The following is a 14075-nucleotide window of genomic DNA, read 5'->3' as shown; positions in this document are numbered from 1 at the left end:
AACAGGATCAGAATGCGGTCTTTCCTGACCTCCGACAAGATCGGAGTTCAGAGTCATGCGTATCTTCCTGACCGGCGCGACCGGCTTCATCGGCTCGGCCATCGTCCCGGAACTGCTCAGGGCCGGGCATCAGGTTCTGGGCCTTGCACGGTCTGAGGCAGGCGAACAGCGGCTGCGAAACGCCGGGGCCGAACCGCACCGGGGCGACATCGCCGACCTGGACAGTTTGCGCCAGGGCGCCGGACAATGCGACGGCGTGATCCACACCGCCTTCGACCACGACTTCTCGCGGTTCGCCGAGAACTGCCGCAAGGACGCCCGCGCGGTCGATGCGCTGGGTCAGGCGTTGACCGGGTCAGACCGCCCGCTGATCATCACCTCCGCGACGCCCATGGGAATGCTGACGTCCGACCGCCCAGCCCGCGAGGATCAGTTCGACCCCGCCTCGCCCAATCCGCGCGTGGCCTCGGAACAGGCGGGCGAACGGCTGCTGCAGGCCGGGGTGAATGTCCGCATCGTGCGCCTGTCGCAGATTCACGACACCGTCAGACAGGGGCTGGTGTCCGACGTCGTTGCACTGGCGCGGCGCACCGGCGTGTCCGCCTATGTCGGCGGCGGGCTGAACAACTGGTCGGCGGCCCATGTCGGGGATGCGGCGCGTCTTTACCGGCTGGCGCTGGAGAAAGGCCAGGCCGGCCGCCGTTATCATGCGACGGCGGAGAACGCCCTGCCCTTCCGCCAGATCGCCGCAACGGTCGGACGGGGCCTGGGCCTGCCTGTCGTCTCGCTGTCGCCAGACGAGGCGGCGCAAAGTCTGGGACATCTGGCCGCCTTCGCGGGCAAGGAAATGTCGGCCTCCAGCGACATCACCCGCCGCGAACTGGACTGGTCGCCGACCGGACCCGGCCTGATCGCCGATATCGAGGCGATGCTGGCGCGGGAAAGCCGATCCTAGAAGGGGGTGGCGATGCGCGAGCGGCGACGCTCGGGCTGACCGGCCTGCGGCGGCGTCAGGGGGCTGGCCATGATGGTCGGGCCGGGCGGCGGCGCAGGCGGAGCGGCGACCGGCGCGGGGGCGGCGGCGTGGACGGCGGCGGCGTGCTCCTCGTGCGGTTCGACGACGACGATGGCGGGCGGCGGCGCGCGCAGGATGATCGGCGCGATCGGCTCGCTCGGCAGCGGCAGCTCCGCCGTCAGGTCCAACGCCTCCAGCGGTGCGGACAGGGCCGCCATCTGGGCGATGGTCGGCTCCACATCGCCATGACGCACGGTGAAGGCGCCCGGCAGACCCCAGGTCCCGGCCCAGCGATAGAAGATGTGCGCCCCGATCTGGCGCATCTTGACCAGACGCTCGGCCCAGTAAGGCGCGACATAGTCGGTGTGGTAGTGGGTCGCCATGCCCACGCCCGCGGCGACCGAGCCGTTCAGGGCCGACGACGCCACGGCCTTGGCCCGCGCCCAGCCCTCGATCGAGGGAACCCGGTTCATGGCGCCGTCGCAGGTAAAGCTGAACTGGCAGCCGGTCGGACGCTCCGAACCCTGGAAGACCACGCCGCAGACCGTGCTGGGATAGGCCGGGTGACGCACGCGGTTCAGCACCACCTGGGCCACGGCGGCCTGACCCTCGGTCGTTTCCGAGGCGGCCTCATAATAGACGGCGGCGGCCAGGCAATCGACGGCGCGGGTGTAGTCCTCCAGCCGGTCGGCCGGGATGATGAAGGGCTTTGCAGCCAGGATCGGCAGGGTCGAGAACGGCAGTCCGGCGTTGAAGGCGCGGGCCTCATCCTCCGAAATCGGCATCACCTCGTCCGGGGACAGGGTGAACTCCAGCGGGCGCTGCTGGACCATGGGGACCGACGCCGGCAAGCCGATGGTCTGGGCCGACTGACCGGCCAGCTCCTCCAGACGCTGGGTCAGAAGCACCGCGCCGGACAGGGACAGGATGAACAATACGCCCAGCAGCGAGACCAGCATGGGCGTCAGCTCGCTGAACGCCATGCGGGCGCCCAGACGCCGAGCGACGACACGGATGCGATCGACAAAGGTCGAGCCTGTCAGGATCACGTCCTCGTTCGTCGTCATGCGCCCCTCGAATACAGCCCAGCTAGTTTTCAACAGGGCGCATATCACATCGTTGCAGCAAATACCGCCCCCGCGAGAAACGACGGGCGTCCGAACCGCTACGGTGGTGCTGGAGCCACACCCATTGGCGAGCAAAGGCGTGCAGATCGCCTTTGAGATCAGGCCGCCTCGGCCGCCTCGCGGGCTTCGCGATCGCGTCGGGCGTCGCCCTGTCCCAGCCGACGGATCATCTCGGCGGCCAGACGACCAGAGGGGTTCTCGATGGTGCGGATCGTGTCACGGGCCACTCCGCCGCGATAGCGCGACAGGACACGCAGTTCGTCCGACGCCTGGCTGCGCAGCGACGGCGTCAGCTCCGACCAGTGTTCGAACATATAGCGCACGCGCCAGCGGCTGATGTCCGGCCCATACGGCGCCACCGCATAGGACCGCTCAAGATTGTCCAGCGCCGCCGGGGTCATGACGGTCGAGCGGCTGCGGTCGATATAGGCCAGCCGCGCCCAGGCCGCTGCGTTCATCGGCGCCTGGGCCAGTGCGGCCTTGGTTTCGGCGACGGCGGCCTCTGTGTTCGGCGGACTTTCCGCCAGCAGGGCCTCGGCCCGGTTCTCATGCAGGCCCGCCAGATCCATCAGCTCGGACCCGCCGCCCAGCGTCAGGGCGGCCGCCCCTGCCGACAGGACGCAGGCGCCCGCCAGAACAGCAGCGGCGCTGAGCTTCAGTCCATAGACGACGCTAGGCTTCATGAAAGATGCTCCCCGCCGACGCCGCAGCGTCCTCATGCGCTGATCCGACGCATTCGAACATCGAAGCGGCGGACCCGCGCCTGCACCGCTTACAGTCCGCGCGCCCGCAACGCAAAATCTGCGATCATCCGTACAGGCGCTTTTCATCCAGGGGCGAATGACTGACAGACCGCGCTTGAAGATCGGGCCGTAATCGCCGCCGGGCCCCCAATGCTGCGCTGCAGTCATCGATGACTTGGAAATGGACTTCACCTTACGCTATAGAAAGGCCAAGTTTCGATCGGGGACAGCTACAAATGCTGAATTGGTTGCGCGCAGGGCTTGTGGGCCTGATGCTGGTTGTCGGCGTGTCCGGCTGCGCCTCGTCGCCGGCGGGCGCCGAATCCCTGGCGGCCATCATCGCTCCGTCGGGCGATGAGCCCGTCGCCGTCCGTTCGGTGCCGGAGTATCGCCTGGGCGCCGCAGACAAGGTCCGCGTCAACGTCTTCGGCGAAGAAGCCCTGACCGGCGAGTTCATCGTCGGCGGCAGCGGCAAGGTCTCCCTGCCCCTGATCGGCGAAGTTCAGGCCGCCGGCCTGACCATCGGCCAGTTCCAGGAAGAAATCGCCCAGGCCCTGCGCCAGGGCTATATCAACGAGCCGCGCGTTTCCGCCGAAGTGCTGAACTATCGCCCCTTCTACATCCTGGGCGAAGTGAAGAAGCCGGGCGAATATCCGTACACCAACAATCTGACGGTGCTGAACGCCGTGGCGACGGCCGAGGGCTTCTCGTACCGCGCCAACACCCGCGTGGTTTACATCAAGCGCGCGGACGGCGTGGGCGAACAGGCCTTCCCGCTGACCACCGCCACCCAGGTGGCGCCGGGCGACACCATCCGCATCGGCGAACGCTTCTTCTGATGAGACGACGCTTGCCAAGCGTCGCCAGACCGCTGATCAAGGCCTGATGTTCGGCAAGCTGTTCAAATCCCGCCCAAAGGCCGCGCCTGCGCGCACCGCCGCGATCCCGGACGACACCGTCGTCTGGGCCGTCGGCGACGTGCATGGACGTCTGGATCTGCTGGAGCCGCTGGCGGATGCGATGATCGAGGACCTGATCCGCTCGCCTGCGCGGCGAAAGGTCATCGTCTTCCTGGGCGACTACATCGACCGGGGACCGGATTCGAAGGGCGTCATCGACCGCCTGGCCGCCATCAAGGCCGAAGGCCTGATCGAGACCCATTTCCTGCGCGGCAACCACGAAGAGCGCATGGAGGCCTTCCTGACCGACCCGGAGCTGGGGCCGGGCTGGTGCGACTATGGCGGGCGCGAAGCCCTGCTGTCCTATGGCGTCATTCCGCCGATGCTGAAGACCGACGCCGAGGGCTGGGCCGCAGCCTGCGAGGCGCTGAACGCCGCCGTCGGCGACCGCCAGCGCGCCTTCCTGAACGGCCTGCAGTACAGCGTCTCTATCGGCGACTATTTCTTCGCCCATGCCGGGGCCGAGCCGGGCGTGCCGCTGGACCAGCAGGACCCGCGCCAGCTGATGTGGGTGCGTCAGGCCTTTCTGGAGAACCCCGAACCGTTCGAGCGGGTGGTGGTTCACGGCCATACGCCGTCAGAGGCGGTTCACGCCGACTATCGCCGCATCGGGGTGGACACCGGCGCCTATGCGACCGGCGTGCTGACGGGCCTGCGCCTGGAAGGAACCGCGCGCGAACTAATGCAGACGGCGGGCGGGCGCTCCAAGGTGACGATCAGCCGTCACCCGCTGTAAGGCCGACGAGCCCGCCTTACAGCGGCATCGCCATGATTTCCTTGTAGGCCGAGATGACCTGATCGCGGACCGAGATGACGGTTTCCAGCGAAGCCTCGGCCGAACTCAGCGCCGTGACCACGTCGATCAGATTGCCCTGTCCCTGAATGGAGCTGGCCATCTGGGTTTCCGCCGCCTTCGACTGCTGGGCCATGTCGGTCATGGCGTTTTTGACTAGGTCGGCGAAGCCGCCGTCGCCGACGCCAGGCGCCTGGGCGGCGGGCGCGGTGGGCATGGCGACGCCCTGAACGGCGGCGTAGGCGCGGGCGGCCATCATGGGGTTCATGACTTAAGCCCTCCTCAGCGCTTGATGATGTCGAGGGTGCGGGCGTCCATCGACCGCGCCGTCTCGATGACGTTCAGATTGGCCTCATAGGCCCGCTGCGCCTCGCGCATGTCCATCGCCTCGACCAGGGTGTCGACATTGGGACGCAGGACATAGCCCTGGGCGTTCGCCGCCGGGTGCGACGGATCATAGTCCATCTTGAAGTCGCCTTGATCGGGGCGAACCTCGGCCAGGGCCACGCCCGTGGCGCCGTCGACTTCACGCGGCTGGAAGACGGGGATCTGACGGCGGTACGGCTCGCCGCCCGGCGTGCGGGCCGTCGACTGGGCGTTGGCGATGTTCTCGGCGATGACGCGCATCCGCGACTGCTGCGCCTTGAGCGCCGAAGCCGCGACGGCCATGGCGCTGTTCGAGGGCGGAATGGGATCAGGCATGGATCAGTTCCTCAGCCCGCGCCGGGCTTCTTGGCCGCCAGACGAATCATCGACATGGACTTCTGATAGAAGCCGATGGCCGCGTCATAGGCCATGCGGCTCTCGGCCATCTTCAGCATCTGCTCTTCGACCACGACCGAGTTGCCGTCCATCGTGGTTTCCGAATCCGGCGACTTGGTCGTCTCGAACCGATAGCCCGATCCCGGCGGCGTGAAATGGGCGCCGCTGGCGCGCTCCATCTGCACCGCGCCGCCGCCGCGCGAGCGCATGGCTGCGGCGAAGTCGGTCGGCATCTTCAGGTCACGCCCGACGAAGCCAGGCGTGTCCGAGTTGGCCACGTTCTCCGCGATCAGGCGCTGGCGCTCGTCCAGCCAGCCCAGACGGCCCTTGATCTGGCCCAGCAGAGGTATGTCGGCGACGCCCATGGCGGTCTCCCGTGCAACGCGGATGCGCGCGATGGGCAGAAAATGCCGCGTGCATGGTTAATAGGCCGTTATCTCAACGGCTCGTTAACCGTGGTGGTTAAGACTTATGGGACAGCGCCGACCGCGCGGGGCCATAAGCGTATGAATTTCCTCGATCTTGCCCGTGCCGTCTTCGGCCTGGCCTTCACCCTCGGTCTGATCGGCGTCGCCGCCTGGGCCGCGCGTCGCTATGCGCCCAAGCTGATGGCCCGTCTCAGCGCCGAAAAAGGCGCCCGGCGGCTGCAGGTGGTCGAGACCCTGGTTCTGGACCCGGCGCGCCGTCTGGTTCTGGTGCGGGTCGATGACGAGGAGCGCCTGATCCTGCTGGGCGAAGGCCGCGAACTGATCGAACCCCGCCAGCCGGGAGCGATCCAGTGAAATCCTTGCCCAGACGTCTCCCCCGCGGCGGGAGGGAGAGCCTCTTCGCCACACCCACGGGCGCGGAGCTGAAACGCGCCGCCATTCTGTCGCTGTTCACCACCCTTGTCTGTCTGGCCTGGCCCGTGGCGGCCCTGGCCCAACAGGCGGCTCAGGGCGGTTCGGCCATCAATATCGACCTGGGCAACGGCGCGGGCCTGACCCAGCGCGTCGTCCAGCTGGTCGGGCTGATGACGGTGCTGTCGCTGGCCCCGTCCATCGTCATCATGACCACCAGCTTCGTGCGCATCGTCGTGGTTCTGTCGCTGCTGCGCACGGCGCTGGGCCTGCAGCAGTCGCCCCCGAACGCCGTTCTGATCTCGCTTTCGCTGTTCCTGAGCGCCATCGTCATGGCCCCGACCTGGCAGGACGCCTATGATTCGGGCATCCGTCCGCTGATGGATCAGCAGATCGAACTGCCCCAGGCCTTCGATCAGGCGTCGGAACCTGTGAAGACTTTCATGCTGGGTCAGGTGGACCGCGCGGACCTGGCCCTGTTCACCCGTTTGAGCCAGGTCCAGCCGACCCCGAACCTGCAGGACTTGCCACTTCGGGTCGTCACGCCGGCCTTCATGATCAGCGAGTTGAAGAAGGCGTTTGAAATAGGATTTCTCCTTTTCGTTCCGTTCCTTGTGATCGATTTGGTGGTGGCCAGCGTGCTGATGTCCATGGGCATGATGATGCTGCCTCCGGTGGTTGTATCCCTGCCGTTCAAACTGATCTTCTTCGTGCTGGTGGACGGCTGGAGACTGGTGGCTGGAAGCCTGGTCGAGAGCTTCCAGAGAGGGGCCGGAACCGGATAATCCCCCGCCCTGTAAGGCTTTCAGCGTTTTCGGCGCTTGCAATGCCCCCCGATTTCCGTGTTGATCCCTTAGTCCTCGCCCTGAATCGGGCGACTAACACTGGAAACGACCCCTATGACCACTCAAGCCGAACTGATCGCCGCCGTCGCCAAAGACGCCGGTGTCTCGCAGGCCGACGCAGGCAAGGTGCTGACCGCCATCGTCGAAAACATCCACGCCAGCCTGAAGGCCGGCGGCGATGTCCGCATCTCGAACCTGGGCGTCTTCGACACCGCTGCACGCGCCGAGCGTGAAGGCCGCAACCCGGCGACGGGCGCGACCATCAAGATCGCGGCTTCCAAGGCTGTGCGCTTCCGCGTCTCCAAGCCCCTGAAGGACGCCGTCAACGGCTAAGCCTTCTTGATCCCATCCGGGATCAATAGCGCTGATTTAACGGGCGGGGGTCGCGGGGCGATCTCCGCCCGTTTCCTTTCGGAAGTCCTGTTTGGCCGCCGTCACCCAGCCGACGAAGGTGTCGGCGCCCGCGGTCAGGCCCGCGAAATCGCTCGTCCCGGCCACGCCGGACAGGCTGTCGTCCAGCGCCACCCGCATGGCGTTGGCGGATCGTGCGCCCGCGATGAAGGGCGAATACTGGCCCTGCAGACGCGTCAGGGCCGCGCGGTTGCTGCTCAGCGAATAGCCGACGCCCGCCCGGATCAACCACCCCTCCTCTGACGGGCTCAGCGGCGTCCCAGGCGTCTTGTAGCGGTCGCCCAGACGCCCCTCGTACTGCTGCGCGGCTTCGGTCCATTTCTGCTGTTTCCACAGCACATCGGCGCGAACCTCGCGCGCGGGCGGCGACTGGTCGCGGTCCAGCACCTCCATGGCGTGATCAAACCGTCCCAGGTCCATCAGAGCGCGGGCCTCCAGCGCCCGGCGCTCGCTGTTCATGGCGGCGGGCAGAAGCGTGGTGCGCGAGCCCCAGATGGCCTGCAGCGCCTTCTCCGGCTGGCGGTTCATCAGATAGACGGTGGCCAGATTGGTGGCGACCTGGGCCTTGGCCACGCCGTCCAGACGCTCGTCCACCTGGTGTTTCAGCAGTTCGGCGGCCTGATCCAGCAGGTCGACATCGATCAGGCGGCGCGACAGACGCCGCACCATCTCATCGCCGTCCGCGCCGATGGGCGTCAGTTCGCGGAAATCATAGAACAGCGCCAGGGCCTGAACCGGCTGCAGCCCGTCGGCGGCGCCTTCCAGGAACAGGGCGCGGAAGGCGTTGGACTGGTCGGCCTGGACCTCCGCCGCGCCGGGCACGCCCGCCATCCGCTTGCCCGCCCCGCGCAGCGCCTCCAGCGCCTCGCGATAGCGGCCCTGCTGCAGATAGATGTCCGACAGCTTGCGGATCACCGACAACTCGGTGGCGTCGCCGCGCCAGCGCCATTTCAACTGCTCCAGCCGCTGCGCCGCCTTGTCCGGGGTCAGGGCGCCCCGCTCCAGCTCCAGCGAGATGGCGCCCAGTTTGGCCGGGGTGGCGATGCCGTCCAGCGGCGCCCGCGCCACGGCCTTGTAGATCGCCAGCGCCCGATCCTTGTCGCCGCTCAGCTCGAACAGGCGGGCCTGCACCAGCCGCGCCGTCAACTGGTCGGCGGCGGGGGCGTTCTGGCTGAAGACATAGGCCAGCAGTTGTCGCGCGGCCGGCAGGTCCCCCGTCTGCACGGCGGCCATGGCGTGGGCGGCGCCGAAGCGGGCGCGCCATTCCTTGGGGAACTGATCGACCACCGACGCCCCGGCGGCGAAGGCGCGGCGCGCGCCCTCCCAGTCGCCCTGTTCGGCGGCGATATAGCCCTGCCAGACCTTGGCGGCGGGATCATTGGCCAGGGCGCCGATGGCGAAATCGGCCTGGGCCTCCTCCAGGCGCCCGACGCCGACGCGGGCGGCGCCGCGCAGGCCCCGCACCTCCGGCTCGCCCTGCATGCTGGGCGACTTGGCGATGATTCCGTTCAGCACGCCGATGGCTTCGTAGTTCAGACCCGACCCGACCAGGAACCGGGCGAAGGCCACGCGCGCGGCGATGGGCGCGCGCGGATTGTCGTCCGACGCCGCCGCCTCGGCCATGGCCTCGTCCTGAAGCCGCTGATAGCGGTCCGAGAAGCCCGCCGCCCCTACGGCGGCCCAGTCGGCCAGGATCAGGGCCGGATCATTAGCCTTGGGCGGCGCATCGACCAGGGACCCCGCCGCCTGCAGCAGGGCCGAGGGCGGCGACAAAGTCAGGCCGCGCGGTCGGCTCAGCGTGACCAGATCGCCTGCCGCATCCACCTTCAGGTCATCGGTCGCCGTCTCGATGGCCAGACCCTGGGCGGTGGGCAGCAGGGTCAGGTCGACGGTGGACCGGCGCTCGGCCATGCCCTTGCCGGGGGCCAGGGCCGTCACGGCGGCGAAACGGTCGCCGACCAGCGGATCGGTCAGCCAGACCGTCTTGGTCGCCCCGGCCATGCGCGCCACCAGGGTCGAGGCCCCGTCGTCGGAACGATCGACCTCCACGCCCGATCCGCCCGCGCCGTTCCCGCCGATGGAGACGGTCCATGTCCCGCCCTGCCCCTGAGCCGAGACGGACAGGTCGCCGGGCGCGGCGATGCGCAGGGCGGTATAGCCGGGGCCCGCGGCCCATCGGGCGCCGCTTGCAGGTCCAGAGGCCTTGCCGCCCCTCAGGGCGCCGTTCAGGTCCAGTTTGGCGGCGGTGTCGAACACCACCCAGACGGCCTCGCCCCGACGAAAGACGGCGGCGCCGACCGGCGCGCCCCACTGGAAGGTCAGGACGGTCTTGTCCGCCGACGTCTCGGCGCGCACCGGCACGACGGCGTTGACCCTGGCGACCGTCTCGGCCGCCCGCTCAGGCGCCTTGCCGGGGGCATAGAGGTTCAGCCACACGGCCCCGTCGGCGACACCCGAGCGATAGTCGGCGCCCTCGGCCAGGGTCAGGATCAGATCGGTGCCGCCGCCGCGCGCCATCCGCGTCTCGACCGACGTCACCCCCTGCGGCGGATCGACGCGCAGGCGCGACACATCGGGCGCCGCCGAGACCCCCAGGCGGACGTACAACCTGTCCCCGTCGCGACGCACCTGGCTGCGCAGGCCGATCACGCCGCCGAACTCGACGCGTGTGAAGCCGCTGTTCTGGCCGATGGAGATGGAAAGCGGGTCGCGGCCGCGGCCGACGTCCTGCGCCAAGGGGGCCAGCGGCGCGAACGCGACAGCGCCCGCCGCAGCGGCCGCCACGGTCGTCTTCAGCATGCGCGTGGTCGGCGACGGCCCTGACATTACCCGCCAGCTATGCCGCCAAAGCCCTTTCGTCACGGTTAATCGGCGGTCGGCCAGGCCATCATTCGTCCCGGACTGAAACAGTGTTCGTCCATGGACAAACCGTCCACGCGACAGACCCGACGCAAGCGGATAGGGTTGTCCCATGGCCGATCCGCAATATCCCCCGCTCAGCACCGTCAAGACAGGCCTCGCCTGCCGTTGCCCCCGCTGCGGCAAGGGCCCGCTGTTCAAGGGTTATCTGACCCTGCGCGCGGAATGCCCCGAGTGCGGCCTCAGCTACGCCTTCGCCGACCCGGCGGATGGCCCGGCCTTCTTCGTCATGTCGGCGGTGGGCATCATCGGCATGATCCTGCTGATGGCGTTCGAGTTCACGGTCCACCCGCCCATCTGGGTCCACGCCGTCGTAACCCTGCCCCTGCTGGTCGCCATGTGCCTGGGCTGCCTGCGCCCGTTCAAGGCCTGGCTGGTCGCCGAACAGTTCATCCACAAGGCCGCCCCGCCTGAGTTCTCCTCCAACGGCAAGCACGGGCCTTACTAGCTCGGTTCGGGCTTCAGTTTTCCGACCACTCGGCTTGTCATTCCGGGGCGTCCGCAGGACGAACCCGGAACCCAGGAGGGTCGTGCCATTGATGACGGCTGGCGATGAGAATGTGGTCCTGGATTCCGGGTTCTTCGCTTTGCTCAGCCCCGGAATGACGGTTTGGGCTAAGCCTCGAAGAAACTAGATCGGCTCCACCACCATCAGTTCCGGCCAGCGTCCGCGCGCATTGGCGATGGTCTTGGCCCAGCCCTTGGCCAGCGGGCGCAGCGGATTGGGCCGGATGGTCATGGAAAAGACGTCCTCCAGCCCGAACGGCGCGGCGACGGTGATGGCGTCATCCGCCTCCAGCCGCACTCCGATGGCAAAGGTCGGGGCGACGAACCGGTTCAGCGCCTGATCGGTCGAGGACAGGGCGTCATAGGGCTCGCCGAAGCGGTTCTCGAACCACAGATGCACCCGCGCCTGATTGCGGACCTCGGCCTGACTGCGGAACGGCTCGTCAAAGGCTGCGGCGACGCGTTTGATGACCTCGTCCTCGGCCTCATAAGACACGTCCGAGGCGTCGAAATAGGCCAGGTCATAGTCCTTGACCCCATAGCCCGCCGCGCGGCCCGTCTGGGCGTTCCAGACCGCCTGATAGACGGCGCCTGACACCAGCCGCCAATCGGGCAGGTCCAGCGCCCGCACCGTGGTCAGGACGTGCATCAGATTGGGGTCGGCGCGCACGACCTCGACCAGCCGCGCCTCAAGATTCGTCGTCGTCATGGTTCAGCCCCGCACCGGCCAGGCGTGGTCCAGCGGGCCGTGGCCGCCGCCCAGGCCGGGCGCACGACGGATGGCCTCGGCGACATAGGCCCAGGCCTCGGCGACCGCGACCTCCAGCGGACGGCCCAGCGCCAGACCGGCGGCGCAGGCGCTGGCCAGGGTGCAGCCGGTGCCGTGGGTGTGACGGGTGTCGATCCGCTCGGATTCCAGCACCGTCTCGCCGTCCGTGGTCATCAACAGATCGATCACGGTCGTGCCCGGCACATGGCCGCCCTTCATCAGCACCGCCCGCGCGCCCATCGCCAGCAGGGCCTCGCCGGCGCGGCGCTGACCGTCCAGATCATGGACCGCGAACCCGGTCAGGGCCTCGGCCTCGGGCGCATTGGGGGTCAGCAGCGCCGCGCGCGGGATCATCAGCGCCTTGACCGCCTCGACGGCCAGATCAGGCAGCAGGGGATGGCCGCCCTTGGCCACCATGACGGGATCGACCACGGCGGGGGCGTCGGCGGTGTCCAGCAGGGCGGCGACGGTCTCGACCACCTCGACCGAACCCAGCATTCCGGTCTTGAAGGCGTCGGTGCCGATGTCGTCCAGCACGGCGCGGGCCTGTGCGGTGATGACATCCAGCGGCAGCGGATGGACGCCGTGGACGCCCAGGGTGTTCTGGATGGTGATGGCGGTGATGGCGGTGGCGGCGTATCCGCCCATCATGGTCACGGCCTTGATGTCGGCCTGGATTCCAGCCCCGCCGCCCGAGTCAGAGCCAGCCAGAATCAGGACCCGGCCTTGATGAAGGGCGCTCATGCGGCCGCTCCCGAAAACAGCTTCAGCCCGACGATGCCCGACACGATCAGCAGGATGCAGACCGCCCGCACCGCCGTGGCCGGCTCATTGTAGAACAGGATGCCGACCAGCGCCGCGCCCACGGCGCCGATGCCGGTCCAGATCGCATAGGCCGTGCCGATCGGCAGTTTCTGCGTCGCCACCCACAACAGGATCATGCTGCTGGCCAGGGCGATCAGCACCCCAGCGACGTCAGGGGCCTTTGCAGGCTGACGTTCTTGAGGCCCGAGGCCCACAGAACCTCCAACAGACCGGCGACGACCAGCGTCACCCACGGATTGATCGACATGACCCAGGACATGAGGGGTCAGATGACCCAGCCCGTCCCTGAGGGCAAGGCGGTTCACGCGCCCAGCGGCCCCTTGAAGATGAAGAAGGCGCCCAGACCGATGAAGGCGAACCCGACCAGATGATTGATCGTCAGCTTCTCGCCCAGATACAGGACCGAAAACCCGGCGAAGACCAGCAGGGTGATCACCTCCTGCATCGTCTTCAGCTCGGCGGGCGAATAGACGTGTATGCCGATGCGGTTGGCCGGAACCGCCAGCCAGTATTCGAAGAAGGCGATGCCCCAGCTGGCCATGACCAGCAGCCACATCGGCTTGTGGTCAAACTTCAGATGTCCGTACCAGGCGAAGGTCATGAAGACGTTCGACAGGCACAGCATCAGGATGGGGGCGATATAGGAACCCAGATTCATGGACGGCGGCCGTTGGTTGTTGCCCGACCGCTCTACAGCCGCCGCGACCGGATGTCGCGGGTGTCAGCCGTTCGCCACCGCCGCCTGAACCTTCAACGCCTGAACCGTCTCGCGCACGTCGTGGACGCGGACCATGCGGGCGCCCCGCCGCGCCCCCTCCAGCGCAAGGGCCAGCGACCCGCCCAGCCGGTCGTCGGCCTGGGTCGCCGTGGCGTCGATGGCCTGGATCGTGCGCTTGCGGCTGGCGGCGTAGAGGACGGGAAAGCCCAGCGCGGTCAGGGCCTGCAGATGCGCCGTCAGGGCCATGTTGTGCGCCAGGGTCTTGCCGAAGCCAATGCCGGGATCCAGCCAGATCCTGTCGCGCGCCACGCCCGCCCCCATCGCGGCCTGGGCCCGGTCGTTCAGATAGGCCGCGACCTCGGCCACCACGTCGTCATACCGGGGATCGGCCTGCATGGTGCGCGGCTCGCCCTTCATGTGCATCAGAACCACGTCGCAGCCCAGTTCTGCGGCCACGGCGGCGCTGTCGGGCGCATGGGTCAGGGCCGTGACGTCGTTCCACATGGCCGCACCCGCAGCGAAGGCGGCGCGGGCCACGGCGGGCTTCATGGTGTCGATGCTGATCACGCCGTCCCATCGCGCGCGGATCGCGGCGATGACGGGGGCGACGCGGTCGATCTCCTGGCCTTCCGTCACCGGATCGGCGCCCGGACGGGTGCTTTCACCGCCGATGTCCAGAACATCCGCCCCCTGCTCCGCCAGCCGCAGCGCCTGTTCGACCGCCCGCTCCGTCGTCGCCCAACGCCCCCCATCGGAGAAGCTGTCCGGCGTCACATTGACGATTCCCATGACCAGCGGAACGCCCCCGTCGGGCACGGCGTGCGACAGGCCGACCAACGGCGG

General features: G+C 68.1%; 17 protein-coding genes and 1 pseudogene. 7 read left to right on the top strand and 11 right to left on the bottom strand.

The features are described from left to right. Positions 1-55 precede the first annotated feature (55 nt). Positions 56-955 (top strand): SDR family oxidoreductase, encoded by a 900-nt coding sequence (locus JKF87_RS11565; protein WP_201100051.1) that lies wholly within the window; start codon positions 56-58, stop codon positions 953-955. Here JKF87_RS11565 and JKF87_RS11560 read toward each other — a convergent pair. After that, the gene (locus JKF87_RS11560; protein ID WP_201100050.1) at positions 952-2082 is read right to left on the bottom strand and encodes a cell wall hydrolase; all 1131 of its coding nucleotides are present in this window, start codon (positions 2080-2082) and stop codon (positions 952-954) included. The two genes, JKF87_RS11565 and JKF87_RS11560, sit on opposite strands and share 4 nt — an antisense overlap. Positions 2083-2240: 158 nt before the next feature. Beyond that, entirely contained in the window at positions 2241-2825 is a 585-nt protein-coding gene (locus JKF87_RS11555; protein WP_201100049.1) for a hypothetical protein, read from the bottom strand. Positions 2826-3121: 296 nt separating this feature from the next. Here JKF87_RS11555 and JKF87_RS11550 point away from each other — a divergent pair, with 296 nt between their 5' ends. Continuing rightward, positions 3122-3724, top strand: a complete 603-nt coding sequence (locus JKF87_RS11550; protein WP_201100048.1) for a polysaccharide biosynthesis/export family protein — start codon at positions 3122-3124, stop codon at positions 3722-3724. A gap of 46 nt (positions 3725-3770) precedes the next feature. After that, a complete protein-coding gene (locus JKF87_RS11545; RefSeq protein ID WP_201100047.1) occupies positions 3771-4580 on the top strand; it encodes a metallophosphoesterase family protein in 810 nt (269 codons plus the stop codon). A 16-nt stretch (positions 4581-4596) separates the two neighbouring features. Here JKF87_RS11545 and fliE read toward each other — a convergent pair whose 3' ends face one another. The 3 genes from fliE to JKF87_RS11530 are packed head-to-tail and all read right to left on the bottom strand — an operon-like array spanning position 4597 to position 5764. Further along, positions 4597-4905 (bottom strand): flagellar hook-basal body complex protein FliE, encoded by a 309-nt coding sequence (fliE, locus tag JKF87_RS11540; RefSeq protein ID WP_201100046.1) that lies wholly within the window; start codon positions 4903-4905, stop codon positions 4597-4599. Positions 4906-4919: 14 nt separating this feature from the next. Further along, complete coding sequence (flgC, locus tag JKF87_RS11535; RefSeq protein WP_370874346.1) at positions 4920-5339, bottom strand: flagellar basal body rod protein FlgC; 420 nt, start codon at positions 5337-5339, stop codon at positions 4920-4922. An 11-nt stretch (positions 5340-5350) separates the two neighbouring features. Then, entirely contained in the window at positions 5351-5764 is a 414-nt protein-coding gene (locus JKF87_RS11530; RefSeq protein ID WP_201100045.1) for a flagellar basal body rod protein FlgB, read from the bottom strand. Positions 5765-5905: 141 nt separating this feature from the next. Here JKF87_RS11530 and JKF87_RS11525 point away from each other — a divergent pair, with 141 nt between their 5' ends. From JKF87_RS11525 to JKF87_RS11515, 3 genes are all read left to right on the top strand, one after another. After that, positions 5906-6181, top strand: a complete 276-nt coding sequence (locus JKF87_RS11525) for a FliO/MopB family protein (protein ID WP_201100044.1) — start codon at positions 5906-5908, stop codon at positions 6179-6181. A gap of 5 nt (positions 6182-6186) precedes the next feature. Beyond that, on the top strand, positions 6187-7023 hold the full coding sequence (gene fliP / locus JKF87_RS11520; RefSeq protein WP_201100043.1) for a flagellar type III secretion system pore protein FliP: 837 nt from the start codon (positions 6187-6189) through the stop codon (positions 7021-7023). Between the two features lie 114 nt (positions 7024-7137). Continuing rightward, entirely contained in the window at positions 7138-7416 is a 279-nt protein-coding gene (locus JKF87_RS11515; protein ID WP_008263548.1) for an HU family DNA-binding protein, read from the top strand. A gap of 36 nt (positions 7417-7452) precedes the next feature. Here JKF87_RS11515 and JKF87_RS11510 read toward each other — a convergent pair whose 3' ends face one another. Beyond that, the gene (locus JKF87_RS11510; RefSeq protein WP_236261323.1) at positions 7453-10293 is read right to left on the bottom strand and encodes a tetratricopeptide repeat protein; all 2841 of its coding nucleotides are present in this window, start codon (positions 10291-10293) and stop codon (positions 7453-7455) included. Positions 10294-10465: 172 nt separating this feature from the next. Between JKF87_RS11510 and JKF87_RS11505 the strand changes: the two genes are divergently transcribed. After that, positions 10466-10861, top strand: a complete 396-nt coding sequence (locus tag JKF87_RS11505; protein WP_201100042.1) for a DUF983 domain-containing protein — start codon at positions 10466-10468, stop codon at positions 10859-10861. A gap of 183 nt (positions 10862-11044) precedes the next feature. Here the strand turns inward: JKF87_RS11505 and JKF87_RS11500 are convergent, their stop codons facing one another. The 5 genes and pseudogenes from JKF87_RS11500 to folP all read right to left on the bottom strand — a co-directional run bounded on the left by JKF87_RS11500 (position 11045) and on the right by folP (position 14021). Beyond that, the gene (locus tag JKF87_RS11500) at positions 11045-11629 is read right to left on the bottom strand and encodes a nucleotidyltransferase family protein (RefSeq protein ID WP_201100041.1); all 585 of its coding nucleotides are present in this window, start codon (positions 11627-11629) and stop codon (positions 11045-11047) included. A 3-nt stretch (positions 11630-11632) separates the two neighbouring features. Further along, on the bottom strand, positions 11633-12433 hold the full coding sequence (gene thiD, locus JKF87_RS11495) for a bifunctional hydroxymethylpyrimidine kinase/phosphomethylpyrimidine kinase (protein WP_201100040.1): 801 nt from the start codon (positions 12431-12433) through the stop codon (positions 11633-11635). Then, a pseudogene (locus JKF87_RS11490) lies at positions 12430-12773 on the bottom strand (DMT family transporter). Before JKF87_RS11490 ends, thiD begins: the two are co-directional and overlap by 4 nt. Before the next feature lie 42 nt (positions 12774-12815). After that, on the bottom strand, positions 12816-13172 hold the full coding sequence (locus JKF87_RS11485; protein WP_201100039.1) for a DMT family protein: 357 nt from the start codon (positions 13170-13172) through the stop codon (positions 12816-12818). Positions 13173-13235: 63 nt separating this feature from the next. Then, a complete protein-coding gene (folP, locus tag JKF87_RS11480; RefSeq protein WP_236261337.1) occupies positions 13236-14021 on the bottom strand; it encodes a dihydropteroate synthase in 786 nt (261 codons plus the stop codon). Positions 14022-14075: the final 54 nt, after the last annotated feature.

This window comes from Brevundimonas nasdae (assembly GCF_016654005.1).
Taxonomy (GTDB): Bacteria; Pseudomonadota; Alphaproteobacteria; order Caulobacterales; family Caulobacteraceae; genus Brevundimonas; species Brevundimonas nasdae.
Note: the sequence above shows the minus strand (reverse complement) of the source record. Positions and strands in the feature narration are given on the sequence as shown.

Coding starts and splice junctions, on each gene's coding strand:
- JKF87_RS11510 (WP_236261323.1), bottom strand. CDS start 10,293: ATGCTGAAGACGACCGTGGCGGCCGCTGCGGCGGGCGCTGTCGCGTTC.
- JKF87_RS11500 (WP_201100041.1), bottom strand. CDS start 11,629: ATGACGACGACGAATCTTGAGGCGCGGCTGGTCGAGGTCGTGCGCGCC.
- JKF87_RS11555 (WP_201100049.1), bottom strand. CDS start 2,825: ATGAAGCCTAGCGTCGTCTATGGACTGAAGCTCAGCGCCGCTGCTGTT.
- JKF87_RS11505 (WP_201100042.1), top strand. CDS start 10,466: ATGGCCGATCCGCAATATCCCCCGCTCAGCACCGTCAAGACAGGCCTC.
- JKF87_RS11485 (WP_201100039.1), bottom strand. CDS start 13,172: ATGAATCTGGGTTCCTATATCGCCCCCATCCTGATGCTGTGCCTGTCG.
- JKF87_RS11515 (WP_008263548.1), top strand. CDS start 7,138: ATGACCACTCAAGCCGAACTGATCGCCGCCGTCGCCAAAGACGCCGGT.
- JKF87_RS11530 (WP_201100045.1), bottom strand. CDS start 5,764: ATGGGCGTCGCCGACATACCTCTGCTGGGCCAGATCAAGGGCCGTCTG.
- fliE (WP_201100046.1), bottom strand. CDS start 4,905: ATGAACCCCATGATGGCCGCCCGCGCCTACGCCGCCGTTCAGGGCGTC.
- flgC (WP_370874346.1), bottom strand. CDS start 5,339: ATGCCTGATCCCATTCCGCCCTCGAACAGCGCCATGGCCGTCGCGGCT.
- JKF87_RS11560 (WP_201100050.1), bottom strand. CDS start 2,082: ATGACGACGAACGAGGACGTGATCCTGACAGGCTCGACCTTTGTCGAT.
- folP (WP_236261337.1), bottom strand. CDS start 14,021: ATGGGAATCGTCAATGTGACGCCGGACAGCTTCTCCGATGGGGGGCGT.
- JKF87_RS11525 (WP_201100044.1), top strand. CDS start 5,906: ATGAATTTCCTCGATCTTGCCCGTGCCGTCTTCGGCCTGGCCTTCACC.
- JKF87_RS11550 (WP_201100048.1), top strand. CDS start 3,122: ATGCTGAATTGGTTGCGCGCAGGGCTTGTGGGCCTGATGCTGGTTGTC.
- thiD (WP_201100040.1), bottom strand. CDS start 12,433: ATGAGCGCCCTTCATCAAGGCCGGGTCCTGATTCTGGCTGGCTCTGAC.
- JKF87_RS11565 (WP_201100051.1), top strand. CDS start 56: ATGCGTATCTTCCTGACCGGCGCGACCGGCTTCATCGGCTCGGCCATC.
- JKF87_RS11545 (WP_201100047.1), top strand. CDS start 3,771: ATGTTCGGCAAGCTGTTCAAATCCCGCCCAAAGGCCGCGCCTGCGCGC.